Origin of the sequence: Acidovorax sp. K2F, assembly GCF_025246485.1 — a bacterium.
Taxonomy (GTDB): domain Bacteria; phylum Pseudomonadota; class Gammaproteobacteria; order Burkholderiales; family Burkholderiaceae_C; genus Acidovorax; species Acidovorax delafieldii.
Genome location: NZ_JAOBSQ010000004.1, coordinates 1 through 21,743, shown reverse-complemented (window position 1 = coordinate 21,743; position 21,743 = coordinate 1). Strand labels below are relative to the sequence as shown.

Genomic DNA, 21,743 nt, shown 5'->3' with positions numbered 1-21,743 from the left:
CTCGTCCGGTTTAAGCGAACGACTTCTTGAACGCGGCGATCGCTGCGGTCAATTCGGCTTCTGCGTCCTTGTCCATGGCCTTGGCCTGCTCCAGCTTGGCCAGCAAAGCGGCGTGGCTGGTCTTCAGGAACTGGTGCAGGCCGTGTTCGAAGTCGAGCACCTTCTTGACGTCGATGTCGTCCATGAAGCCCTTGTTCACAGCGAACAGCGTGGAAGCCATCAGCGAGATGGGCAGCGGGCTGTACTGTGCCTGCTTGAGCAGTTCGGTCACGCGGGCACCGCGGTCCAGCTGCTTGCGGGTGGCTTCGTCCAGATCGGAGGCAAACTGCGCGAACGCAGCCAGTTCACGGTACTGGGCCAAGTCGGTACGGATACCACCGGACAGGTTCTTCACCAGCTTGGTCTGGGCTGCACCGCCGACGCGCGACACCGAGATACCGGCGTTGATAGCGGGGCGGATACCGGCGTTGAACAGGCTGGTTTCCAGGAAGATCTGACCGTCGGTGATCGAAATCACGTTGGTAGGCACGAAAGCAGACACGTCGCCAGCTTGCGTTTCGATGATGGGCAGTGCCGTCAACGATCCGGTCTTACCCTTGACTTCACCCTTGGTGAAGGCTTCGACGTAGTCGGCGTTCACGCGGGCTGCGCGTTCGAGCAAACGGCTGTGGAGATAGAACACGTCGCCAGGATAGGCTTCACGGCCTGGTGGGCGGCGGAGCAGCAGGGACACTTGGCGGTAGGCAACGGCTTGCTTGGACAGATCGTCATACACGATCAGCGCGTCTTCACCGCGGTCGCGGAAGTACTCGCCCATCGTGCAGCCCGAGTAGGCCGACACGTACTGCATGGCGGCCGATTCGGAGGCCGATGCGGCCACCACGATCGTATATTCCATGGCACCGGCCTGTTCCAGCGCGCGCACCACGTTCTTGATCGAAGAAGCCTTCTGACCAATAGCGACGTAGATACAGGTAACGCCCTGACCCTTCTGGGCAATGATGGCGTCGATGGCGACGGCCGTCTTGCCAGTCTGGCGGTCACCAATGATCAGCTCCCGCTGGCCACGGCCCACGGGCACCATCGAGTCGATGGACTTCAGGCCGGTCTGCAGAGGCTGGTCCACCGATTTACGGGCGATCACACCAGGAGCGACCTTTTCGATCACGTCGGTAAGCTTGGCGTTGATGGGACCCTTGCCGTCGATCGGCTGGCCCAGGGCATTCACCACGCGGCCGATCAGTTCGGGACCGACGGGCACTTCCAGAATACGGCCCGTGCATTTCACGGTGTCGCCTTCGGAGATATGCTCGTACTCGCCCAGAATCACGGCGCCGACGGAGTCGCGCTCAAGGTTCAGCGCCAGACCGTAGGAGGGCTGGCCGTCCTTGGTCGCGGGGAACTCGAGCATTTCGCCCTGCATCACGTCCGACAGGCCATGAACGCGCACGATACCGTCGGACACGGACACCACGGTACCCTGGTTGCGGATATCGCTGCTGGCGGCCAGACCTTCGATGCGGCTCTTGATGAGTTCAGAAATTTCTGCGGGATTGAGTTGCATGACTCTTTCCTTCTTTCTTTGGTTCGCTGTCCTCGCCGCGCATTACGCGATGAGGGCCGCTTTCATTTGTTCAAGACGGGCCTTGACCGAAGTGTCCAGCACCTCGTCACCCACCACTACGCGAATACCACCGATCAGGGACTCATCCAGCTTCACAGCGAGGTTGAGCTTGCGGCTGAAGCGCTTTTCCAGCGCTGCGCTAACCTCGGACAGTGCAGCACTGTCCATCGGAAATGCGCTGTACACCACGGCATCCGAAGATCCGTTGCGACGATTCACGAGGGCACGAAACTGCGCAGCCACTTCCGGGAGCGCATCAATGCGTCCGTTGTCGATGACTGTGCGCAGGAAATTTTTGGCCATATCCGGCAGGGCCGAGCGGGCGACCCCGGTGAATACAGCGAACACCTGGTCTGCCGTCACCTTGGGGTTGTCCGCCAACTGACGCAGCTGGGGGTTGGCGGCAATCGCCGCCAGTTCGTCCACCCAGGCAGCGGTGCTGCCCAGATCGACGCCCGCGCCCGCAGTGGCAGCCTTGAACAAGGCATCGGCGTAAGGGCGGGCAATGGTGGCGAGTTCAGCCATGTGTGTCCCCTTACAGCTCGGTCTTCAGGCGGTTGAGCAGGTCGGCATGGACGCCAGCATTGACTTCCTTGCGGAGAATCTGCTCGGCACCCTTGACGGCCAACGCTGCCACCTGCTCACGCAGGGCTTCGCGGGCTTGGACCGTCTGCTGCTCGGCTTCAGCGCGGGCAGCAGCAACAATCTTGTTGCCTTCCTCTGTGGCGCGGGCCTTGGCTTCTTCGATGATGGCCTGGGCACGACGGTCGGCGTCCGCAAGACGCGAGGCCGTCTCGTTGCGCGCCTGTGACAGTTCCTTCTCGACGCGCTGGTTGGCAGCGGTCAGTTCGGATTTGGCACGGTCGGCAGCTGCGAGGCCATCGGCGATTTTCTGGGCTCGCTCATCCAGCGCCTTCGCGATCGGGGGCCACACGAATTTCATCGTGAACCACACGAGGATCAGGAAGACGATGGCCTGAACGAACAGGGTCGCATTGATACTCACGGCAACACCTTTCTAAAGTGGCGTTGAACGGGAATTACTTGGGCAGGTTGGCCAAGAGCGTGGAAACGAAGGGGTTGGCGAAAGCGAACAGCAGAGCGATAGCCACGCCGATCAGGAACGCAGCGTCGATCAGACCAGCCAAGATGAACATCTTGGTTTGCAGTTCGTTGATCAGTTCAGGCTGACGTGCCGACGATTCGAGGAACTTGCCACCCATCAGGGCGATGCCGATGGAAGCGCCGATAGCGCCCAGACCAACAATCAGACCACAAGCCAGAGCGACGAGACCGAGAATGTTTTCCATGATGACTCCTGAGTTAAAAAGAAAAGTTAAGGAAAGAAAAAACGAAAGGGAAACTTAGTGCGCGTTGTGCGCCTGACCGAGGTAGATCAGCGCCAGCATCATGAAAATGAACGCTTGCAGCGAGATCACCAAAATGTGGAACAGCGTCCAGATGGTGCCAGCGATGACGTGGCCCACAGGCAGCAGCACACCCGACAGCGACAGGGCCGCAGCACCACCCATGAGGGCGATGAGCATGAACACCAGCTCGCCAGCGTACATGTTGCCAAACAACCGCATGCCGTGGGACACGGTGTTGGCGACATATTCAATGATCTGCATGAGCAGATTCACCACGCCCAGGATCAGGGCGAAGATAGGATTCTTGCTGGTGCCGAAAGGAGCCGACACCAGTTCGTGCGCCCAGCCGCCAGCACCCTTGATCTTGACGCTGTACCAGAAGCGCAGGATCAGGATAGCAAAGGCGAGGCCCAGCGTGGTAGACAGGTCAGCCGTGGGCACGACACGCAGATAGGCGTGGTGAGGATCGTGGCCGGCGGCGCCATAGATTTGCGCCCAGATGGCGGGCAGCAGGTCCACAGGCAGCATGTCCATGAAGTTCATCAAGAAGATCCAGACGAACACCGTCAGACCCAGGGGCGCAATGAACTTGCGGCTTTCAGCGTTGTGAATGTTCGCCTTGGCCTGGTTGTCCACCATCTCGACCAGCATCTCGACCGCTGCCTGGAAGCGTCCAGGCACACCAGAGGTTGCCTTACGGGCAGCTGACCACAGAATCAAAAGGGTGAGAGCCCCCAGAACCAAACCGACGATGATCGAGTCATAGTTGATGACAGTGAAATCAACGATCTTGGTCTGGTTGACGTTTTGAAGATGCTGCAGGTGGTGAACGATGTATTCACTTGCAGTCGGAGCGTGCGCTTCTGCGGCCATCGGACAACTCTTCTCTCTATCAATCGGTTTTTCGGACACAAGGCCGCACCAACAGTGCCACCCAGTACGTTTTCATTGCGACCACCATGCCAATCAGCAAGGCAATCCAGCTCAAGCCCGGCACCAGCCGAGGTGCCGCCGCCAGCAGCGCCACCGTCAACATGATCTTGGCGATTTCCCACCCAAAGAACCCCACCATGGCAGCCCGCGGATTGGATGACGCCTTGTGGCGCAACACACCGCGGGCAAACAGTGCAGCCGGAGCCACCACTGCCAGGGCACCGTAGGCTGCAGACCAACCCACCACCGCCCTGCCCGTCAGAACCCAGGCCACCAGGGCCACCAGCATTCCGACCAGCGCCTGACCTGCCACCACCTTCCACACCGAGAGGGGCGGATGGCGACTGCGCCACTGCTGCGCCTCTTGGGCCGTCAGGGGCTTGAAGTCAGATTCTTCAGCCTCAGTTTCAGTCTCTGGCGGGATTGTTTTCATTGATGAATGACGCCCGCGTTACAGACCGCAACTTTTACAAAGCCTCTAATTATAAGTAAAAACCCATGGCACCAGACAAAAACCCGCAAACGTGCCTGTGGGCTTCGTGTGCGCCTGCTCTGTTGTGGTGATGCGCCAACGGCTTTTGCGCTCCAAAAAACTCGCGCAATGCACCGATCTGGCGCACGCCAAACACACAATTCAGACACCCTCATCAGCCCGTGGCGCACAATGACAGTGCATGCCTAGCTATTGAAACTGCAGCATCCCTACCACCGCGATCCACCATGACATCCTCCAATCCGCCGCCCGCCAACGGCCTCGATACGCAGGCAACAGATCTACGCAAAGACTCGCTGATCGAATACCCCTCCAAGTTCCCGATCAAGGTCATGGGCGCCAAGGTGGATGGGTTCGTGCACGCGGTGACCGAACTGGCCCGCCAGTTTGACCCCACCTTCGACGCCGCCACCATTGAACTGCGGGACAGCCGCGCAGGCAATTACCTCGGAGTAACCATCACCATCACGGCGACCAGCCGCGAGCAGCTGGACGACCTGTACCGTGCGCTGTCATCGCATCCGCTGGTGAAAGTGGTGCTGTAGCCGCCCCCTTCAAGTTGCGCCATGACGATTGACATCCGCCTGCTGGGCCGTGTGGACTACGCCAGCACTGTGCAGGCCATGCAGGACTACACGACCACACGTACGCCCTCTGACCCGGATACGCTTTGGATTTGTGAGCACCCGCCGCTTTACACCCAAGGCATTGCAGGCAAAAGCGATCATGTGCTTGACCCAGGCGAGATCCCCGTCATCGCCACCAACCGGGGTGGGCAGGTCACCTTCCACGGACCGGGCCAGGTGGTCGCGTACCCGCTGATCGACCTGCAACGCGCAGGCTATTTCGTCAAGGAATACGTTTATCGCGTCGAAGAGTCCGTGATCCGTGCGCTGGCGCGCTTCGGCGTCACGGGCCACCGGGTTGCCGGCGCACCCGGCATTTATGTGCGCCTGGATGACCCGCGCAGCCACGCCATGCTGCCCCAACGCCCCCAAAAACGAGCGGGCTCGGAGGCGCCCACGCCCGACTTCGAAGGCCTGGGCAAGATCGCGGCGCTCGGCATCAAGGTCAGCCGCCACTGCACCTACCACGGCGTGGCGCTGAACGTGAACATGGACCTGGAGCCCTACGGCCGCATCAACCCTTGCGGTTACGCAGGATTGAAAACGGTGGACCTTTCTACAATCGGGGTCCACACCACCTGGGAAGAAGCCGCGCAGGTGCTGGGCCAGCAGCTCAGCATCCGGTTGGCGCCCTGAACTCTGCCTACAGCCATGAGCACCCCTGAAGTCGTCCGCGAAGCGCAATCCACCGAAGCCTACAACCCGCTGGCCAAGCAAAAGGCTGCGGCCAAGCTGTCGCGCATTCCGATCAAGGTGGAGCAGGGCGAAGTGCTCAAGAAGCCAGAGTGGATCCGCGTGAAGGCGGGCAGCCCCACCACGCGTTTCTACGAAATCAAGGAAATACTGCGCGAACACAAGCTGCACACGGTGTGCGAAGAAGCTTCGTGCCCCAACATCGGTGAATGCTTTGGCAAAGGCACGGCCACCTTCATGATCATGGGTGACAAGTGCACGCGCCGTTGCCCGTTCTGCGACGTGGGCCATGGCCGCCCCGACCCGCTCGACAAGGATGAGCCGCTGAACCTGGCCAAGACCATTGCCGCACTCAAGCTCAAATACGTGGTGATTACCAGCGTGGACCGCGACGACCTGCGCGACGGCGGCAGCGGCCACTTTGTGGAATGCATCCAGAACATCCGCGAGCTGTCGCCCCAGACCCAAATCGAGATCCTGGTGCCCGACTTCCGCGGCCGTGATGACCGCGCGCTCGAAATCCTGAAAGCCGCGCCGCCCGACGTGATGAACCACAACCTGGAAACTGCGCCCCGCCTGTACAAGGAAGCGCGCCCCGGTTCGGACTACCAGTTCAGCCTGAACCTGCTCAAGAAGTTCAAGGCCTTGCATCCCAACGTGCCCACCAAGAGCGGGATTATGGTCGGCCTGGGCGAGACGGACGAAGAGATCCTGCAGGTCATGCGTGACATGCGCGCGCACAACATCGACATGCTGACCATCGGCCAGTACCTGGCACCCAGCAACAGCCATCTGCCCGTGCGCCGCTACGTGCACCCCGACACCTTCAAGATGTTCGAGGAAGAGGCGTACAAGATGGGCTTCAGCCATGCGGCAGTTGGCGCCATGGTGCGCTCCAGCTACCACGCGGACCAACAGGCGCACGCCGCTGGCGTGTAAGCCCTGTCCACCCGGCCCGGTCGCAGGTCACCCATGGGCCCGAATGGTCTGCTCTCGCTGCGCCGCTACGGCGCATCACCGGGCAGCCACAGCCATGACCATTTCCAGATTCTGCTGGGACTCTCCGGAGCGCTGGACCTGGAGGTGGCGGGCCGTGGCGTGCGCGTGGCACCCGGCGGCGGCTGCGTGATTGCCCCGGGAGATCGGCACGACTTTGAATCGTCCCGTGGCAGCCTGTGCCTGGTGCTGGACAGCGCACACCCCGACTGGGCGCGCTGTACCGGCCAACGCCGCTCGACCAAACCACCCGCCGATGCACTGCCACTGGCGCACTATCTGGCGAGCGCACTGCAACAAGACCGCCCGCTGGCACAAACCTACGGCCCTGCGCTCTTGCTGGAGGCGTGGCTCGACAGCACCCATTCCGACCTTTCCACGCCCGCCCCCACGCGCGGCCGCACCATCAACTGGCCCGCCCTGCAGCAATGGGCGGCGCAGCAATGGCACCATGAACTGACCGTGGCCGACCTGGCGGCGCAGGTGCATCTGAGCCCCAGCCAGTTTTCTGCCCGCTGCCGGGACGACCAGGGCATGGGCGCTATGGCCTGGCTGCGCGGCTTGCGTCTGGCGCAGGCCCGGGTGCTGCGCAGCACGGGCATGGCGGTGGCCGAGGTGGCGCTGCGCACGGGCTACCGCTCGCCCTCGGCTTTGACTGCCGCATTGCGCCGGGCTGAGCAGCACACATAACGGCCGACGACAGCTGGCAACCAGGCCAAAACCTTGGCGCGCGACGACTCACCGGTGTTGCGCGACGACTCACTACAGCGGGCGCGCGTAAGCTCGGCGCCATGCAAGCCAACCTCTATGCCCTGGGCGCCATTGCGCTGTGGGCCTCTCTCGCCTCGTTGGGGGTGTCCCTCACCCACATTCCGCCCTTCCTGCTCACAGGCGTTGCGCTCATCATCGGTAGCGTGCCGGCCTGGCCGTTTGTGCTTCGTGACCCTGCACAGTGGCGCATCCCGCTGCGCACGCTGGCGTTGGGCGTGTACGGCCTGTTTGCGTACCACTTTCTGCTGTTCATCGCGCTGCGCCATGCCCCGCCGGTGGAGGCCAACCTCGTCAACTACCTGTGGCCGCTGTTCATCGTGGTGCTCTCGCCGGTGGTGCTGCCCGGTGTGGCGCTGCGCCCGCCGCATGTGCTGGCGGCGCTGCTGGGTTTTGGCGGCGCGGCCATTGCCATTGCCGGCGGGCGCGAGTTGAGCGGCACGCTGGCCTGGGGCTACCTGCCCGCGCTGGCAGCGGCTTTCATCTGGGCCACGTATTCGCTCATGACCAAGCGCGTGGCAGCGTTCCCGACCACGGCCATTGGCCTGTTCGGGCTGGTGTCCGGCGTGCTGTCGCTGCTGTGCCATGTGGCGCTGGAGCCGCCGGTGGCACTGCAGCCGCGCGACTGGGGGCTGCTCGCGGTGCTGGGCCTGGGGCCGCTGGGGGCGTCGTTTTTTATGTGGGACAAGGCGCTCAAGCTGGGGGACGCCCGGCACATCGGCATCCTGAGCTACATCACGCCACTGGCGTCCACCGCGCTGCTGATCCTGGTGAGCGGCCGCGCATTCACCTGGAGCATTGCGCTGGCCACGGCCATGATCATCAGCGCGGCCGTGATGGGGATGCGGGCACGCTGACGCAGAAATTTCAGCGAAATTGGCTGGGAGCGCTAGAAAAATATGCTCGGACAGCTATCAATTTTGAAGTAACCACCCCCCTCTGGCGGTCAGATGCTCCGCCTGTCAAGCAGTCAGTAGCACAGCAGGTTCATCGCCCGCCAGCACCTGTTGCGCCCAGGGGGCGAGCTTGCGAGTGTCAGCGCGCAGCACCTCCTGCTTCACAGCCAGGATCTGCGCGGGGTGCATGGAGAAGCTGCGCAGCCCCAGGCCCAACAGCAGCCGCGTCATGGTCACATCGCCCGCCGTTTCGCCGCACACACAAACGCTCTTGCCTTGGCGCTCCCCCTCGGCAATCACATCGCCCACCAGGCGCAGCACGGCAGGGTGCAGCGGGTCGTACAGGTGGGCCACGGCCTCGTCGGCGCGGTCGATGGCCAGGGTGTACTGGATCAGGTCGTTGGTGCCGATCGAGAGAAAGTCGAAGTACTTGAGGAAGGTGCGCACCATGAGTGCCGCGGCGGGCACCTCGATCATGGCGCCCAGCTGCACCGGACCATAGGGCTCGCCACGTGCATCCAGCTCACCCCGGGCGAGGTCCACCTGGGCGAGCGTCTGCTGGATTTCGTGCGTGTGCGCCAGCATGGGGAACAGCAGGTTGACCTTGCCATGGGCCGCCGCACGCAGCACAGCGCGCAGCTGGGTGCGGAACATGGCCGGGTCGGCCAGGCTCCAGCGGATGGCGCGCAGGCCCAGGGCCGGGTTCAGGTAGCTGTCCTTGTGGGCCTTGTTGTCCAGAGGCTTGTCCGCGCCCACGTCGATGGTGCGGATGGTGACGGGCAGCCCCTGCATGCCGTCAATGGCCTCGCAGTAGGCGCGGTACTGCTCGTCCTCGCCGGGCAGGTTGCCGCTTTTGCCCATGAACAGAAATTCGCTGCGGAACAGGCCCACGCCCACGGCGCCTGCGCGCACGGCGGCGGCGGCGTCACCGGGCTGCTCGATGTTGGCCAGCAGCTCGATCTTGTGGCCGTCGATGGTGATGGCAGGCGTGTGGCGCAGGCGCGCCAGGCGTTCGCGCTCCAGTTCGACCTGGCGCTGGCGAAATCCGTATTCGGCCAGGATGATGGGCGAGGGATCGACAATGACCACGCCCGCATCGCCGTCGATGATGACCCAGTCGTCCTGGCGCACCAGCTGGCTGGCGGCACGCGCGCCCACCACGGCGGGGATGTCCATGCTGCGCGCGACGATAGCCGTGTGGCTGGTCTTGCCGCCCACGTCCGTCACAAAGCCCGCGAACACGCTTTGCTTGAACTGCAGCATGTCGGCGGGCGAGAGGTCGTGCGCCACCAGCACCAGGGGCACATCCACCGTGTCATCCAGCAGCAAATCTTGCTGTGTCTTGCGGCGCGGGCTGCTGGCCGGTGGTGCCACCGGGCTGGCCACGCCTTTCATGTAGCGCAGGATGCGTTCAACCACCTGCTCCAGGTCCGCCTTGCGCTCGCGCAGGTACTCGTCCTCCATCTCGTCGAACTGGCGCGCAATCACCTCAAGCTGGGTGGTGAGCGCCCACTCGGCGTTGTACAGGCGCTCGGTGATCCAGTGTTTCACGCCGCCCGTGAGGGCTTCGTCCTGCAGCAGCATCAGGTGCACATCCAGCAACGCGGTCAGCTCGTGCGGCGCGTCGGCGGGCATGTCGGTCTGCAGGCGCTGCAGCTCCTCGACCACGGCGTTGCGGCCCTGGCGCACCCGCTCGATCTCGCCCTCGACCTGGGAGGGCTCGACAAAGTAGTGCGCCACATCCACCCGGCTGGACGCCACCAGCACGGCCCGGCCAATGGCAATGCCGCGTGCAACTGCGAGGCCGTGGACGGAGAAGGTCATGGTGGTGCGATCAATGGTTCGACGGGGTCAGGACACGGGCGAGGTGGGCAGGCTTATTCACCCTCGCCAAATTTGTCGGCAATGAGTGCCAACAGGGCGTCCATGGCCTCCTGTTCGCGGTCGCCGTTGGTTTCCAGCTCCACTTCAGAGCCCAGCCCAGCGGCCAGCATCATCACGCCCATGATGCTCTTGGCGTTGATGCGGCGCTCCCCCTTGCTCATGAAAACGTCACACGGAAAGCTGCCGGCCAGCTTGGTGAGCTTGGCCGATGCGCGGGCGTGCAGGCCCAGTTTATTGCTGATGGTCGTACGGGTCTTGATCATGTCGGTTACGGCGGTTCTGGTTCTGCGGCGCGGAAATGGCCACCTGCATCACCCCTTGGGTACCACCCACCACGGCGCGGGTCACCACGGAATCGAGCGGCTCGGCCCGGTAGCTCACGGCGCGCAGCAGCATGGGCAGATTGACACCCGTCACCAGGCGCGAACGCACGCCGTCTACCAGGCGCTGCGCCACATTGCAGGGCGTGGCGCCGAACACATCGGTCAGCACCAGGGTGGTGTCGGTGCCCAGCTGGTCCAGCATGATGCGCGCCTGGGCCAGCGATTCTTCGGGGGGCTGGTTGGGCTGCACGTCGAGCGCAGCCACGCTGCTGCCGCAGTCGGCAAACACGTGCAGCGCACATTCGCGCAGCGCATGGGCCAGTGGGGCGTGGGCAATGATGAGGATGCTGGTGGGGCTCATGGTCACGACTTACGCCACGCGGGGACCAACGAAGGGCAGGTCACGAAGAGGCCGCCGGTGGTTGCATCGATGGTTGCGCAAGTGTTCATGGTGTGGGGGTTGTCAGCACATTATCGCGCCGCCCCCGAAGCAGGAACCATGCGTAGGCGCTGGCGTTGCATGCCAGGTACACCGCCATGGCCGCCTGGAACGCCGGCACGGTGGCCAGCCCCGCGGCTGCAAAGGCGTCCACCGCCAGCCCGATGCCCCACTGCACCACAAACACGCCCACAAAAATCACGAGGTTGTAGGCCGACAGCGCCCGCCCTGCCAGCGCCTGCGGAAACGCCATGGCCACGGCGGGCTGCGACAGCGACACGAAGGTGCACGACACGCAGAACAACGCCCAGGCGCCGCCCCCGGCCTGGGGCCCCGCCAGGATGATGCCCAGCAGCACCACCGAGCACAGCGGAAGGCCCATGGCCATCAGCCGGTCGGCACCAAACCCCTTGCGCAGCAGCCAGGGGTTGACCATGCCCCAGGTCCAGAAGGTGCACAACATGGACACGTTGATCCAGAACAGGCCCGTCGCCGACTCCAGGGCGGTGTAGCCCGCCACGCGCTGCATCCACGGCCCGGCCCACAAAGTCTGCATGGCCACCATGCCGCCGTAGCAGAAGAACCCCAGCGGCGCGAGGCGCCGGAAATAAGGGTGCCGCCACACCACGCCATAGCCCTGGGGCACGGCCTCTGCGGCGCCGGAATCGGCCTTCGCCTGCCCCGCCAAACCCCAGCCTGGCACCCACAGGGCAATCACCACCATCGACAACGCGATCAATACCGCCAGCCCCCAGAACAGCGGGCGCCAGCCCACCAGCGGCAAGGCCCATTGCACCGGCAGCGTGGAGGCCACCATGCCCAGCGAGCCCGTCATCAACATCCACGAGTTCGCCCGCATCTGCGCCACCGGCTCCAGCCACCGGCGGTAGCCAGTGAGCGGTGCCATCAGGCAGGCGCTGACGCCCGCGCCGCACAACACCCGACCGGCGAGCAGCCCCGAAAACCCCGTAGCCGCCGAAAACACCAGGCTGCCCACCACGGCCACGCCCAGGAAGCCCAGTGCGACCTTCTTGGGGCCATGCCGGTCCAGCCAGGTCCCCAACGGCAGCTGCGTGGCCGAGAAGCCCAGAAAGTACCCGCCCGCCAGCAGCCCCAGGTCCCGCGCCTGCAGCGAGAACTCCTGGGCCAGCGTGGGCGCCAGGGTGGCCGTGACAGCACGCACGAGCGCCGACAGAAAGTAGGCGAAGGCAAACGCCAGAAAGACGATGACGGCCGCCCGCCGTGGCAACACGCCGCCGCTGCTCATCGTCATGGCAGCGCCAGGCCAGCGAAGAACTGGTCGGCCACCTCCGGCCGGGGCTTGGCGGTGTAGACGACGGCGTGGTACAGCCGCACCTGCGGCCCTGCCGCGCGTGCAAACCACACGGCCTGCGCGACCACCGCGCTGCCATCGGGACGCTGCCCCTGTGCCACGGTGCGCACCGACTGCGGCAGGGGCAAGGTGCCGCGCGGCGCGTAGGGTACGTCTTTGACGCCCGCTTCGGCCCCTGCCCCCAGGCGCGCCAGCATGGCAGCCCGCCAGTGGGTGAGCGCTGCGCCCACCTGGGCAGGGTCGGCCAACGCGGCATGGGACACAGCAAAGGTGGCGCCATCGGCATCACAGCCCACCATGGACAGTTCCACCGGTGCACCTGCCAGCTCCACGGTGCGGGTGGCCTGGTCGGGCTTGCACGGCAGGGTGATGGTCAGGTCCGCTTCGGGCAGCGGCACGGTGCGCCAATTCAGTGCGGGGCTGCAGCCCGCAATCAGCAGGGCAGCGGCCCCGGTCAATGTCCATTTCATCGGGGCATTATCGGCAGAGTCCCCGATGTCGGCCCTGCCCTGCGTTCTGCGGCGAACTTTTGCGGGAAAGTGGAGTCCAGCCCTGGTGTGGCGGGCGCCGCTCGCGCGGCGAGCGGGCCACTCCGGCACAATGTGGGGTGGGGCACCGGCCCCGTGTTTCTTTTGGGATGGGTGGTGAAGTCATGGCGATCAAGCATTGGGCAGCAGGTGTGGCGGTGGCAGCGTTTGCCGCTGTGGGCGCCTATGTGTACCTGGACACAGGCCGCGCCGAAGCGCCTGCATCGACCTTCGTGCTGCTGGACGGCTCCAGCAAATCCACCGCCGACCTGAAAGGCAAGGTCACCCTGGTCAACTTCTGGGCCACGAGCTGCACCACCTGCGTGGCCGAAATGCCCGAGATCATCGCGACCTACAACAAATACAACAGCAAGGGTTTTGACACCCTGGCCGTGGCCATGAGCTACGACCCGCCCAGCTACGTGGTGAACTTTGCCGAGACACGCAAGCTGCCCTTCCAGGTGGCCATCGACAACACCGGCAACGTGGCCAAGGCCTGGGGCGATGTGCGCCTGACGCCCTCCACCTTCATCGTGAACAAGCGGGGCGAGATCGTGAAGACCTATGTGGGCGCCCCCAATTTCCCGGAGCTGCACCAGTTGATCGAGAAGCTGCTGGCAGAAACCTGAGCAGCAGGGCGGACACAACGCCCCCGCATGCACCACAGCCCGTTCAGGGCATCAAAAAGGCCAATTTCGAAAGAAATTGGACTTTTGCGCTAGTGGATCATGCCTTGATTGCTATGCAAAACATAGCAACATGATCCTCCAGTGATCGCGTCACTTCGCTCGGAAGTTGTCGTGGCAGGCCTTGCAAGTGCCTGCAGTGGCACCAAAGGCGGTTTTCAGGTTGTCCAGGTTGCCTGTCTTGGCCGCAGCGGCGAGTTTCACGGTCTCGGCTTCCAGCTTCTCGGCATGGTCCTTGAACTTGGCCTGCTCGGTCCAGATTTCTGGCAGTGCCTTGGTGGGCGCGCCCTTGTCGGTGCCGGGACCAAAGCCTGCCCATGGCAGCTTGGCCATCTGGGCCACGATGTCGGCATTCTCCTGCGCCACCTTGGCATCGAACGGCGCGCGGCCGTTGGCCATGGCGCCGAGGCGGCCGAAGTGCTGGCCCATCACAAACAGCGCACTCTGGCGGTATTTGATGGCATCTTCGGCTTTGGCAAATTGGGCGGAGGCGGGGGCGGACAGGGTCAGAGCCGCAGCCGCCAGGGTCAACGCAGCAAGTGCTTTCATCGGAACTTCCTTTTTCGTGGGTGGAACAGAATGGTGCCTTCCAAGCCTGCGCAGTATGCCGGTTTGGGCGCGTTTGTGCTGTGGCTGGGAGGTTACAGGTCCGGCCGCCCTGCCGCACAATGCCGCATGCTTCCTCATCCATCCCTCACTTCGGCGCACCGCCTTTGACCACCATGACGCAGCACACCGTACGCATCTGGGACCTTCCAACCCGCATTTTTCATTGGGCCCTGGCGGTCTGCATCGTGGCGCTGGTCATCACCGCCAATGTGGGAGGCAATGCCATGGTCTGGCATTTCCGCCTGGGCTACACGGTGCTGGCGCTGCTGGTGTTCCGGCTGGTCTGGGGATTGGTGGGCGGCCGCTGGTCGCGCTTTTCGGCGTTCCTGTACTCGCCAGCGCGGCTGCTGCGGTACCTGCGTGGCACGCCACACCCGGAGGACGGCATCGGACACAGCCCGCTGGGCGCGTTGTCGGTGTTCGTGCTGCTGGCCGTGCTGGCAGCCCAGGTGGGCACGGGTTTGCTGAGCGACGACGAGATCGCCTTTGCCGGACCGTTGACCCAATATGTCTCGAACGCCGTCGTGGGGCTGGCCACGAACTACCACAAGGACATCGGGCAGTTCCTGGTGCTGGGGCTGGTGGCGCTGCACGTGCTGGCCATCATCTTTTATGTGCGCGTGCGCAAGCAGCAGCTCATTCGCCCCATGCTGGACGGCGACAAGACGCTGCCCGAGGCGGCGGCGCCTTCGCGGGATGATGCCCTGAGCCGTATCGTCGCCTTGGTGGTGCTGGCACTGAGCGCTGGCGTGGCCTGGTGGGTGTCGTCCCTGGCGGCACTGGCGTTCTGAACGAAGTCGCTACACTGGCGGCTCCTTCGTTTGCACGCCTTGCGCTTTGGACAAGCCCTCCATCTCCCTGAGAACCCCCTCTTCGCCCGCCGAGTGGGATGCGGTCAGAGACATCTTTCGCGAGTACGCCAGCACGCTGGGCGTTGATTTGTGCTTTCAGGACTTTGCGTCCGAACTGGCGCAGCTGCCGGGCGACTACGCCGAACCTCGTGGCGCCCTGCTGGTCGCCGAAGTGGAAGGCGCCTTGGCAGGCTGTTGCGCCCTGCGCCCGCTGGATAACGCCGACTACCCCAACGCCAGCGAAATGAAGCGGCTGTATGTGCGCAAGGCGTTTCGCGGCTTTGGCCTGGGTCGCGAGCTGGCCGAAGCCATGCTGGACCGGGCGCGGCAAGCAGGTTACGCGTGTGTTTTGCTCGACACCCTGGACGATATGGAGTCGGCCCGCGCGCTATACACCGACCTGGGCTTCGAAGAAATCCCGCCCTACTACCACAACCCCATACCCGGGGCACATTACCTCAAGGTCGATATTTTTTGACCATTTGAGGCGCAAGCGCATGGTGCACATGCGCTTGCAGCTATTGATTCAATAGCAATCAGCGGGGTCTCACACCGCCTTGGCCTGGGCCAGCAGGGTGTCAGCGTCGCTCACTTCAAACTTGCCCGGTGCTTCGACGTTGAGCGTGACCACCTTGCCATCGCGCACGAGCATCGAATAGCGGTTGCTGCGCAGGCCCATGCCCTTGGAGGTCAGGTCCAGGGTGAGGCCCGTGGCTTGCGCGAAGGCGGCGCTGCCGTCGCCCAGCATGCGCACCTTGCCGTCGGTCTTCTGGTCGCGCGCCCAGGCGCCCATCACGAACGCGTCGTTCACGCTCACGCACCAGATTTCATCCACGCCGGCCGCCTTGAACTCGGCGGCCTTCTCCACATAGCCAGGAACATGCTTGGCCGAGCAGGTGGGTGTGAAGGCACCGGGCAATGCAAACAGGGCAATCGTCTTGCCCGCCGTCGCCTTGTCCACCGCCACGGGATTCGGGCCGATGCTGCAGCCTTCGCCCTCGACTTCGGAATATTCCATCAGCGTGGCTGCGGGCAGGGTGTCACCGACTTTGATCATTGTTTTCTCCTAGGGATGTTGGGATGGGGTGTTGGAACCCGAGAACGCAGTGCCATGCAAAACTCCTCCTGGGCACGGTGTGAACCGTTCGCATCAAAAAGGATGCCCACAAAGCAAAACGACCCACATTGTGGGTCGTTTTGAAGGGCCTTGCTGCCCAGGGGCTTGCGCCCCCGGAGCGGGCATGGACAGCTGGTTACAGCAAGCCGGCCTTTTGCACCAAGCGGGTCGCCACCCAGTTCTTGGTCTTGGAGAGCGGACGGCTCTCGGTGATTTCGATCACGTCGCCCAGCTTGTACTCGCCATTTTCATCATGGGCGTGGTACTTGCTCGACTTCGCAACGATCTTGCCGTAGAGCTCGTGCTTCACACGGCGCTCGACCAGCACGGTCACAGTCTTTTGACGCTTGTCGCTGACCACCTTGCCAATCAAGGTGCGCTTGAGGGATTTTTTAGGTTCCGTCATATGGGCTCCTTACTTGGCGGCTTGCTTTTCAGCAAGAATGGTCTTGGCACGTGCGATATCACGGCGGGTGGTGCGCAGCGTGTTGGTGTTACCCAGTTGCTGCGTAGCCTTTTGCATGCGCAGGCCGAAATGGGCCTTTTGCAGTGCCTTGATTTCGGCTTCGATGCCGGCAACGTCTTTTTGGCGCAGTTCAGTAGCTTTGGTCATTTTCATGGTCTCCTGAATTACGCGCCAAGGTGACGGCTGACGAACGTGGTGCGCAGCGGCAGCTTGGCAGCAGCCAGGCGGAAGGCTTCGCGGGCCAGTTCTTCGGGCACGCCGACGATCTCGAACACGATCTTGCCGGGCTGGATTTCGGCCACGTAGTACTCGGGGTTGCCCTTACCGTTACCCATACGCACTTCTGCGGGCTTGGTAGAGATTGGCTTGTCCGGGAACACGCGGATCCAGATACGGCCGCCACGCTTGACGTGACGGGAAATCGCACGGCGTGCAGCTTCGATCTGGCGGGCCGTCAGACGGCCACGATCGGTACACTTCAGACCGAAATCACCGAACGCAACGGAGGCACCCCGTGTTGCGACGCCAGTGTTACGGCCCTTTTGCTCCTTGCGGTATTTACGGCGAGCAGGTTGCAGCATCTTTATTCTCCTTTACCGTCCGCTGCTGTAGCGGGCGCGGCGACTTTGCGTACGCGCTTAACGGCGGTGTTATCAGCGCCACCAGCTTCCGCTGGCTTGTCGCTGCCGTCGGCCGGAGCGGCGTTGCCACCGACAGGACGACGTGGGCCACGGCCTGCGCCTGGACGGTCGCCACCTGGGCGGCCATCACGGCGTGGGCCGCGTGGGCGGCGCTCTTCGTCTGGACGAGGCGTTTCCACGGCGGGCAGGTCATTGCGGCCCAGCGTGTCACCCTTGTAGACCCAGACCTTGACGCCGATCACACCGTAGGTGGTCTTGGCTTCAGAGGTACCGTAGTCGATGTCCGCACGCAGCGTGTGAAGTGGCACGCGGCCTTCACGGTACCACTCGCAGCGAGCGATTTCGATACCGTTCAGACGACCGGACGACATGATCTTGATGCCCTGGGCACCCAGACGCATGGCGTTCTGCATGGCGCGCTTCATGGCGCGGCGGAACATGATGCGCTTTTCGAGCTGTTGCGTGATGCTATCGGCGATCAGCTTGGCATCGATTTCAGGCTTGCGCACTTCTTCGATGTTCACTGCGACGGGCACGCCCAGACGCGACGCGAGTTCCTTCTTCAGGTTCTCGATGTCTTCGCCCTTCTTGCCGATCACCACACCAGGACGTGCCGAGTAAATGGTGATACGGGCGTTCTTGGCAGGACGCTCGATCAGGATGCGCGACACAGCCGCGTTCTTGAGCTTGGCCTTCAGGTACTCGCGCACCTTGATGTCTTCGGCCAGCATGCCCGCGAAATCGCGGTTGCTGGCGTACCAACGGCTGGACCAGTTGCGGCTGACCGCAAGGCGGAAGCCGGTAGGATGGATTTTCTGTCCCATAGTCTTCCCGAGCCTTTAGTTGCCAACCGTCACGTACACATGGCACGTGGGCTTGCTGATGCGGTTGCCGCGGCCTTTGGCGCGCGCGGTGAAGCGCTTGAGCGTGGTGCCTTGTTCGACGTAGATGGTCTTGACCTTCAGTTCGTCGATGTCAGCGCCATCGTTGTGTTCGGCGTTGGCGATGGCCGACTCCAGAACCTTCTTGACGATTCCCGCAGCTTTTTTCTGCGTGAAGTTCAGGATGTTCAGAGCCTGGTCCACTTTCTTGCCGCGGATCAGGTCGGCGACCAGACGGCCCTTGTCGACCGACAGACGGACGCCCCGGAGGACTGCACGTGTTTCAGACATGGTCGTTCCTTACTTCTTCGCTTTTTTGTCAGCGGGGTGACCCTTGAAGGTGCGCGTCAGGGCGAATTCGCCCAGCTTGTGGCCCACCATCTGGTCGGTGACATAGACCGGCACGTGTTGCTTGCCGTTGTGCACGGCGATGGTCAGACCGATGAACTCGGGCAGAACCATGGAGCGACGCGACCAGGTCTTGACTGGTTTCTTGTCCTTGGTGGCAACGGCCTTTTCGACCTTGGCCAGCAAGTGATGGTCAACAAATGGACCCTTTTTGAGAGAGCGAGTCATCTGTTACCCCTTACTTCTTGCGACGCGACACGATCATGATCTGTGTGCGCTTGTTGTTACGGGTGCGATAACCCTTGGTCAGATTGCCCCAAGGATCGACTGCATGGCGGCCTTCGCCGGTGCGGCCTTCGCCACCACCGTGAGGGTGATCCACAGGGTTCATGGCCACGCCGCGAACCGTAGGACGAATACCCATCCAGCGCTTCACACCGGCCTTGCCCAGTTGGCGCAGGCTGTGCTCTTCGTTGGCCACTTCACCAATGGTGGCGCGGCATTCGATGTGGATCTTGCGCACTTCGCCGGAGCGCATACGCACTTGAGCGTAAACGCCTTCGCGGGCCAGCAGCGTTGCCGAAGCACCTGCCGAACGGGCGATCTGAGCACCGGCACCGGGCTTGAGCTCGATGCAGTGGATGGTCGAACCCACGGGGATGTTGCGGATAGGCAGCGTGTTGCCAGCGCGGATCGGTGCTTCTGAACCGGACAGCAGGGTTGCGCCCACTTCCAGGTTGCGGGGAGCGATGATGTAGCGACGTTCGCCGTCGGCATAGCACACCAGAGCGATGTGGGCCGTACGGTTGGGGTCGTACTCAATGCGCTCAACCTTGGCGGGAATGCCGTCCTTGTTGCGCTTGAAGTCCACCACACGGTAGTGGTGCTTGTGACCACCGCCCTTGTGGCGGGTGGTGATGTGACCGTTGTTGTTACGACCGGCCTTCTGGAATTGTGGCTCCAGCAGGGGGGCGTACGCTTCACCCTTGTACAGGTGGTCACGCGTGACCTTCACCACGGCACGTTGGCCGGGCGAGGTAGGTTTCATCTTAACGACAGCCATGATTACGCGGCCTCCCCGGAGAGGTTCAGCTCTTGACCTGGCTGCAGCGTGACGTATGCCTTGCGAACGTTGTCGCGGCGGCCCACGGTCTTGCCGAAACGCTTGGTCTTGCCTTTGGTGTTCACCACAGAAACGCCCTTGACTTCCACCTTGAACATCAATTCCACAGCGGCCTTGATTTCGGGCTTGGTAGCGTTCTGCAGCACCTTGAACGTCACTGCATTGGACTTCTCGGCAACCATGGTGGCCTTTTCGGACACGATGGGAGCGACCAGCACTTGCATCAGACGACCTTCGTCAAACTTGAGTGTGCTCATGCGAACATCTCCTTGAGTTTGTCGATTGCACCCTTGGTGACGAGCACTTTCTTGAAACGCACCAGCGACACGGGATCGGCGTAACGGGGCTCAACGACGAGCACGTTCACCAGATTGCGCGAGGCCAGGTACAGGTTTTCGTCCACTTCGTCGGCAATCACCATCACCGATTGCAGGTTCATCGCCTTGAACTTGTCAGCCAGGACCTTGGTCTTGGGGGAATCAAGCTTCAGCGAATCGACCACAGCCAGACGGCCTTCGCGGGCCAGCTGCGACAAGATGGCAGACATACCGGCGCGGTACATCTTCTTGTTGATCTTCTGCGTGAAATTTTCGTCAGGCATGTTCGGGAAAATCCGACCACCCCCACGCCACAGAGGCGAGGAAGTCATACCTGCACGTGCGTTACCCGTACCCTTTTGCTTGAAAGGCTTCTTGGTCGAGTGACGGACTTGCTCGCGGTCCTTCTGGGCGCGAGTGCCTTGGCGGGCGTTGGCCTGATAGGCCACCACGATCTGGTGCACCAGATCTTCGTTGTATTCACGACCGAACACGGTTTCAGGAACATCCAGCTTGGATGCGCCTTGGCCTTGGTCATTCAGGAGTTCGAGCTGCATTAGTTCGCTCCTTTGGAGGCTTTGGCCTTGATCGCTGGACGCACCGTCACGAACCCACCCTTGGAGCCCGGAATAGCGCCCTTGATCAAGAGCAGTTGACGCGCTTCATCGATGCGGATGACATCGAGGTTTTGCGTGGTCTTGGTGACATCGCCAAGGTGGCCCGTCATGCGCTTGCCGGGGAACACGCGACCTGGGTCTTGTGCCATACCGATCGAGCCAGGCACGTTGTGCGAACGGCTGTTACCGTGCGACGCCCGCTGCGAGCTCATGTTGTGACGCTTGATGGTACCGGCGTAGCCCTTACCGATGGACGTGCCTTGCACGTCGACCTTTTGGCCCACGGCAAACACATCGGTGGCAGGAACCGTAGCACCCGCGGCGTACTTGCCAGCGGTTTCTGCGGTCACGCGGAATTCCTGGATGATTTCACCGGCTTCCACACCTGCCTTGGCAAGGTGGCCGGCTTCTGGCTTGGTCACGCGCGATGCTTTGCGCGAACCGAACGTGACCTGCAGGGCCACGTAGCCATCGTTCTCTTGGGTTTTGACCTGGGTAACGCGGTTGTTGGACACATCCACCACCGTGACAGGCACTGCGTCCCCATCATCGGTGAACAGACGCATCATGCCCACTTTGCGACCCAGCAACCCGAGGGAGTTGCTCAGACTCATTGGTTTTCTCCAAAACTCTCACCGCCGCAACTTCAATTGGCTACGGCGTTTCCGCAAACTCTCGCTTGCGTGCATGAAAGAAGGTTAATAAAACTCCGCTGATGCACACCATTTAACAGGCGCAAATCGAGCGAAGCCCTAAAGTATAACGCGAACTGCTTTTTCAAGCAAGTTCGCGTTATTTCAGTCACTGCAGGACGGGCGAACCCGTCCCACAGCAGCTACTGCTACATCACTGCAGCTTGATTTCGACGTCCACGCCAGCTGGCAGGTCGAGCTTCATCAGGGCGTCCACGGTCTTGTCCGTAGGGTCCACGATGTCCATCAGACGCTGGTGCGTGCGGATTTCGAGCTGGTCGCGGCTGGTCTTGTTGACGTGCGGCGAGCGCAGGATGTCGAAACGCTTCATGCGCGTCGGCAGGGGCACGGGACCCTTGACGATGGCGCCGGTGCGCTTGGCGGTGTCGACGATCTCGGCAGCGGACTGATCGATTAGCTTGTAGTCAAACGCCTTCAGGCGGATGCGGATTTTTTGCTTGGACATGGCAAGTTCCTTTTCTGCTTATGA

General features: G+C 62.6%; 32 protein-coding genes. 8 read left to right on the top strand and 24 right to left on the bottom strand.

Going from position 1 to position 21,743, the window contains the following annotated elements; genetic code table 11:
• Positions 1-10: 10 nt before the first annotated feature.
• The 6 genes from atpA to N4G42_RS02085 are packed head-to-tail and all read right to left on the bottom strand — an operon-like array spanning position 11 to position 4,360.
• A complete protein-coding gene (gene atpA / locus N4G42_RS02110; RefSeq protein WP_056058856.1) occupies positions 11-1,564 on the bottom strand; it encodes a F0F1 ATP synthase subunit alpha in 1,554 nt (517 codons plus the stop codon).
• Between the two features lie 42 nt (positions 1,565-1,606).
• Positions 1,607-2,149, bottom strand: coding sequence for a F0F1 ATP synthase subunit delta (locus tag N4G42_RS02105; protein ID WP_260665990.1), 543 nt, complete (start codon positions 2,147-2,149; stop codon positions 1,607-1,609).
• Between the two features lie 10 nt (positions 2,150-2,159).
• Entirely contained in the window at positions 2,160-2,630 is a 471-nt protein-coding gene (locus N4G42_RS02100; RefSeq protein ID WP_056058864.1) for a F0F1 ATP synthase subunit B, read from the bottom strand.
• A gap of 34 nt (positions 2,631-2,664) precedes the next feature.
• Positions 2,665-2,934 (bottom strand): F0F1 ATP synthase subunit C, encoded by a 270-nt coding sequence (atpE, locus tag N4G42_RS02095; protein ID WP_015012210.1) that lies wholly within the window; start codon positions 2,932-2,934, stop codon positions 2,665-2,667.
• A gap of 54 nt (positions 2,935-2,988) precedes the next feature.
• Complete coding sequence (atpB, locus tag N4G42_RS02090) at positions 2,989-3,867, bottom strand: F0F1 ATP synthase subunit A (protein WP_010467223.1); 879 nt, start codon at positions 3,865-3,867, stop codon at positions 2,989-2,991.
• A gap of 19 nt (positions 3,868-3,886) precedes the next feature.
• On the bottom strand, positions 3,887-4,360 hold the full coding sequence (locus tag N4G42_RS02085; RefSeq protein WP_260665989.1) for an ATP synthase subunit I: 474 nt from the start codon (positions 4,358-4,360) through the stop codon (positions 3,887-3,889).
• A 287-nt stretch (positions 4,361-4,647) separates the two neighbouring features.
• Here N4G42_RS02085 and N4G42_RS02080 point away from each other — a divergent pair, with 287 nt between their 5' ends.
• From N4G42_RS02080 to N4G42_RS02060, 5 genes are all read left to right on the top strand, one after another.
• A complete protein-coding gene (locus N4G42_RS02080; protein WP_260665988.1) occupies positions 4,648-4,965 on the top strand; it encodes a YbeD family protein in 318 nt (105 codons plus the stop codon).
• Positions 4,966-4,986: 21 nt separating this feature from the next.
• The gene (lipB, locus tag N4G42_RS02075; RefSeq protein ID WP_056058872.1) at positions 4,987-5,682 is read left to right on the top strand and encodes a lipoyl(octanoyl) transferase LipB; all 696 of its coding nucleotides are present in this window, start codon (positions 4,987-4,989) and stop codon (positions 5,680-5,682) included.
• Between the two features lie 15 nt (positions 5,683-5,697).
• Positions 5,698-6,678 carry a lipoyl synthase gene (lipA, locus tag N4G42_RS02070; RefSeq protein WP_056058875.1) on the top strand — a complete coding sequence of 327 codons (981 nt, stop codon included), beginning with the start codon at positions 5,698-5,700 and terminating at the stop codon, positions 6,676-6,678.
• Positions 6,679-6,711: 33 nt separating this feature from the next.
• Positions 6,712-7,425 carry an AraC family transcriptional regulator gene (locus N4G42_RS02065; RefSeq protein ID WP_121941737.1) on the top strand — a complete coding sequence of 238 codons (714 nt, stop codon included), beginning with the start codon at positions 6,712-6,714 and terminating at the stop codon, positions 7,423-7,425.
• A 101-nt stretch (positions 7,426-7,526) separates the two neighbouring features.
• Positions 7,527-8,360 carry a DMT family transporter gene (locus N4G42_RS02060; RefSeq protein ID WP_260665987.1) on the top strand — a complete coding sequence of 278 codons (834 nt, stop codon included), beginning with the start codon at positions 7,527-7,529 and terminating at the stop codon, positions 8,358-8,360.
• Positions 8,361-8,465: 105 nt separating this feature from the next.
• Here N4G42_RS02060 and ptsP read toward each other — a convergent pair whose 3' ends face one another.
• The 5 genes from ptsP to N4G42_RS02035 all read right to left on the bottom strand — a co-directional run bounded on the left by ptsP (position 8,466) and on the right by N4G42_RS02035 (position 12,848).
• Positions 8,466-10,223 carry a phosphoenolpyruvate--protein phosphotransferase gene (gene ptsP, locus N4G42_RS02055; protein ID WP_056058884.1) on the bottom strand — a complete coding sequence of 586 codons (1,758 nt, stop codon included), beginning with the start codon at positions 10,221-10,223 and terminating at the stop codon, positions 8,466-8,468.
• A gap of 53 nt (positions 10,224-10,276) precedes the next feature.
• Positions 10,277-10,546, bottom strand: coding sequence for an HPr family phosphocarrier protein (locus tag N4G42_RS02050; RefSeq protein ID WP_056058887.1), 270 nt, complete (start codon positions 10,544-10,546; stop codon positions 10,277-10,279).
• Positions 10,515-10,967, bottom strand: coding sequence for a PTS sugar transporter subunit IIA (locus N4G42_RS02045; RefSeq protein ID WP_056058890.1), 453 nt, complete (start codon positions 10,965-10,967; stop codon positions 10,515-10,517). The genes N4G42_RS02050 and N4G42_RS02045 overlap by 32 nt, the downstream gene beginning before the upstream one ends.
• 85 nt (positions 10,968-11,052) lie before the next feature.
• Positions 11,053-12,312, bottom strand: a complete 1,260-nt coding sequence (locus N4G42_RS02040) for an MFS transporter (RefSeq protein ID WP_409557789.1) — start codon at positions 12,310-12,312, stop codon at positions 11,053-11,055.
• Between the two features lie 2 nt (positions 12,313-12,314).
• On the bottom strand, positions 12,315-12,848 hold the full coding sequence (locus tag N4G42_RS02035; RefSeq protein ID WP_260665985.1) for a hypothetical protein: 534 nt from the start codon (positions 12,846-12,848) through the stop codon (positions 12,315-12,317).
• Between the two features lie 182 nt (positions 12,849-13,030).
• Between N4G42_RS02035 and N4G42_RS02030 the strand changes: the two genes are divergently transcribed.
• Complete coding sequence (locus N4G42_RS02030; protein ID WP_056058916.1) at positions 13,031-13,534, top strand: TlpA disulfide reductase family protein; 504 nt, start codon at positions 13,031-13,033, stop codon at positions 13,532-13,534.
• Between the two features lie 150 nt (positions 13,535-13,684).
• On the opposite strand, the gene N4G42_RS02025 is transcribed toward N4G42_RS02030, so the two are convergent.
• Positions 13,685-14,140: a c-type cytochrome gene (locus N4G42_RS02025; protein ID WP_260665984.1), complete on the bottom strand. Its 456-nt coding sequence runs from the start codon at positions 14,138-14,140 to the stop codon at positions 13,685-13,687.
• Between the two features lie 173 nt (positions 14,141-14,313).
• Between N4G42_RS02025 and N4G42_RS02020 the strand changes: the two genes are divergently transcribed.
• Both N4G42_RS02020 and N4G42_RS02015 read left to right on the top strand, forming a co-directional pair.
• Positions 14,314-14,991, top strand: coding sequence for a cytochrome b/b6 domain-containing protein (locus N4G42_RS02020; RefSeq protein WP_260665983.1), 678 nt, complete (start codon positions 14,314-14,316; stop codon positions 14,989-14,991).
• 46 nt (positions 14,992-15,037) lie between these two features.
• Positions 15,038-15,529 carry a GNAT family N-acetyltransferase gene (locus N4G42_RS02015; RefSeq protein ID WP_260665982.1) on the top strand — a complete coding sequence of 164 codons (492 nt, stop codon included), beginning with the start codon at positions 15,038-15,040 and terminating at the stop codon, positions 15,527-15,529.
• 69 nt (positions 15,530-15,598) lie between these two features.
• On the opposite strand, the gene N4G42_RS02010 is transcribed toward N4G42_RS02015, so the two are convergent.
• The 12 genes from N4G42_RS02010 to rpsJ all read right to left on the bottom strand — a co-directional run bounded on the left by N4G42_RS02010 (position 15,599) and on the right by rpsJ (position 21,719).
• A complete protein-coding gene (locus N4G42_RS02010) occupies positions 15,599-16,108 on the bottom strand; it encodes a peroxiredoxin (protein WP_260665981.1) in 510 nt (169 codons plus the stop codon).
• Positions 16,109-16,304: 196 nt separating this feature from the next.
• Complete coding sequence (gene rpsQ / locus N4G42_RS02005; protein WP_056058906.1) at positions 16,305-16,574, bottom strand: 30S ribosomal protein S17; 270 nt, start codon at positions 16,572-16,574, stop codon at positions 16,305-16,307.
• 9 nt (positions 16,575-16,583) lie between these two features.
• Positions 16,584-16,781 (bottom strand): 50S ribosomal protein L29, encoded by a 198-nt coding sequence (rpmC, locus tag N4G42_RS02000; protein WP_015012191.1) that lies wholly within the window; start codon positions 16,779-16,781, stop codon positions 16,584-16,586.
• A 17-nt stretch (positions 16,782-16,798) separates the two neighbouring features.
• Positions 16,799-17,215 carry a 50S ribosomal protein L16 gene (gene rplP / locus N4G42_RS01995; RefSeq protein ID WP_015012190.1) on the bottom strand — a complete coding sequence of 139 codons (417 nt, stop codon included), beginning with the start codon at positions 17,213-17,215 and terminating at the stop codon, positions 16,799-16,801.
• A gap of 2 nt (positions 17,216-17,217) precedes the next feature.
• Positions 17,218-18,099 carry a 30S ribosomal protein S3 gene (gene rpsC, locus N4G42_RS01990; RefSeq protein ID WP_056058910.1) on the bottom strand — a complete coding sequence of 294 codons (882 nt, stop codon included), beginning with the start codon at positions 18,097-18,099 and terminating at the stop codon, positions 17,218-17,220.
• A 15-nt stretch (positions 18,100-18,114) separates the two neighbouring features.
• A complete protein-coding gene (gene rplV / locus N4G42_RS01985; RefSeq protein ID WP_007847806.1) occupies positions 18,115-18,447 on the bottom strand; it encodes a 50S ribosomal protein L22 in 333 nt (110 codons plus the stop codon).
• Positions 18,448-18,456: 9 nt separating this feature from the next.
• Positions 18,457-18,732: a 30S ribosomal protein S19 gene (gene rpsS / locus N4G42_RS01980; RefSeq protein WP_010467177.1), complete on the bottom strand. Its 276-nt coding sequence runs from the start codon at positions 18,730-18,732 to the stop codon at positions 18,457-18,459.
• Between the two features lie 10 nt (positions 18,733-18,742).
• Positions 18,743-19,567 carry a 50S ribosomal protein L2 gene (rplB, locus tag N4G42_RS01975; protein WP_008906426.1) on the bottom strand — a complete coding sequence of 275 codons (825 nt, stop codon included), beginning with the start codon at positions 19,565-19,567 and terminating at the stop codon, positions 18,743-18,745.
• Between the two features lie 2 nt (positions 19,568-19,569).
• Positions 19,570-19,884, bottom strand: a complete 315-nt coding sequence (gene rplW, locus N4G42_RS01970) for a 50S ribosomal protein L23 (RefSeq protein ID WP_007847815.1) — start codon at positions 19,882-19,884, stop codon at positions 19,570-19,572.
• Positions 19,881-20,501: a 50S ribosomal protein L4 gene (rplD, locus tag N4G42_RS01965; protein ID WP_008906425.1), complete on the bottom strand. Its 621-nt coding sequence runs from the start codon at positions 20,499-20,501 to the stop codon at positions 19,881-19,883. Before rplD ends, rplW begins: the two co-directional genes overlap by 4 nt.
• On the bottom strand, positions 20,501-21,175 hold the full coding sequence (rplC, locus tag N4G42_RS01960) for a 50S ribosomal protein L3 (RefSeq protein WP_056058913.1): 675 nt from the start codon (positions 21,173-21,175) through the stop codon (positions 20,501-20,503). Before rplC ends, rplD begins: the two co-directional genes overlap by 1 nt.
• A gap of 232 nt (positions 21,176-21,407) precedes the next feature.
• Positions 21,408-21,719 carry a 30S ribosomal protein S10 gene (rpsJ, locus tag N4G42_RS01955; RefSeq protein WP_005796953.1) on the bottom strand — a complete coding sequence of 104 codons (312 nt, stop codon included), beginning with the start codon at positions 21,717-21,719 and terminating at the stop codon, positions 21,408-21,410.
• Between the last annotated feature and the right edge of the window lie 24 nt (positions 21,720-21,743).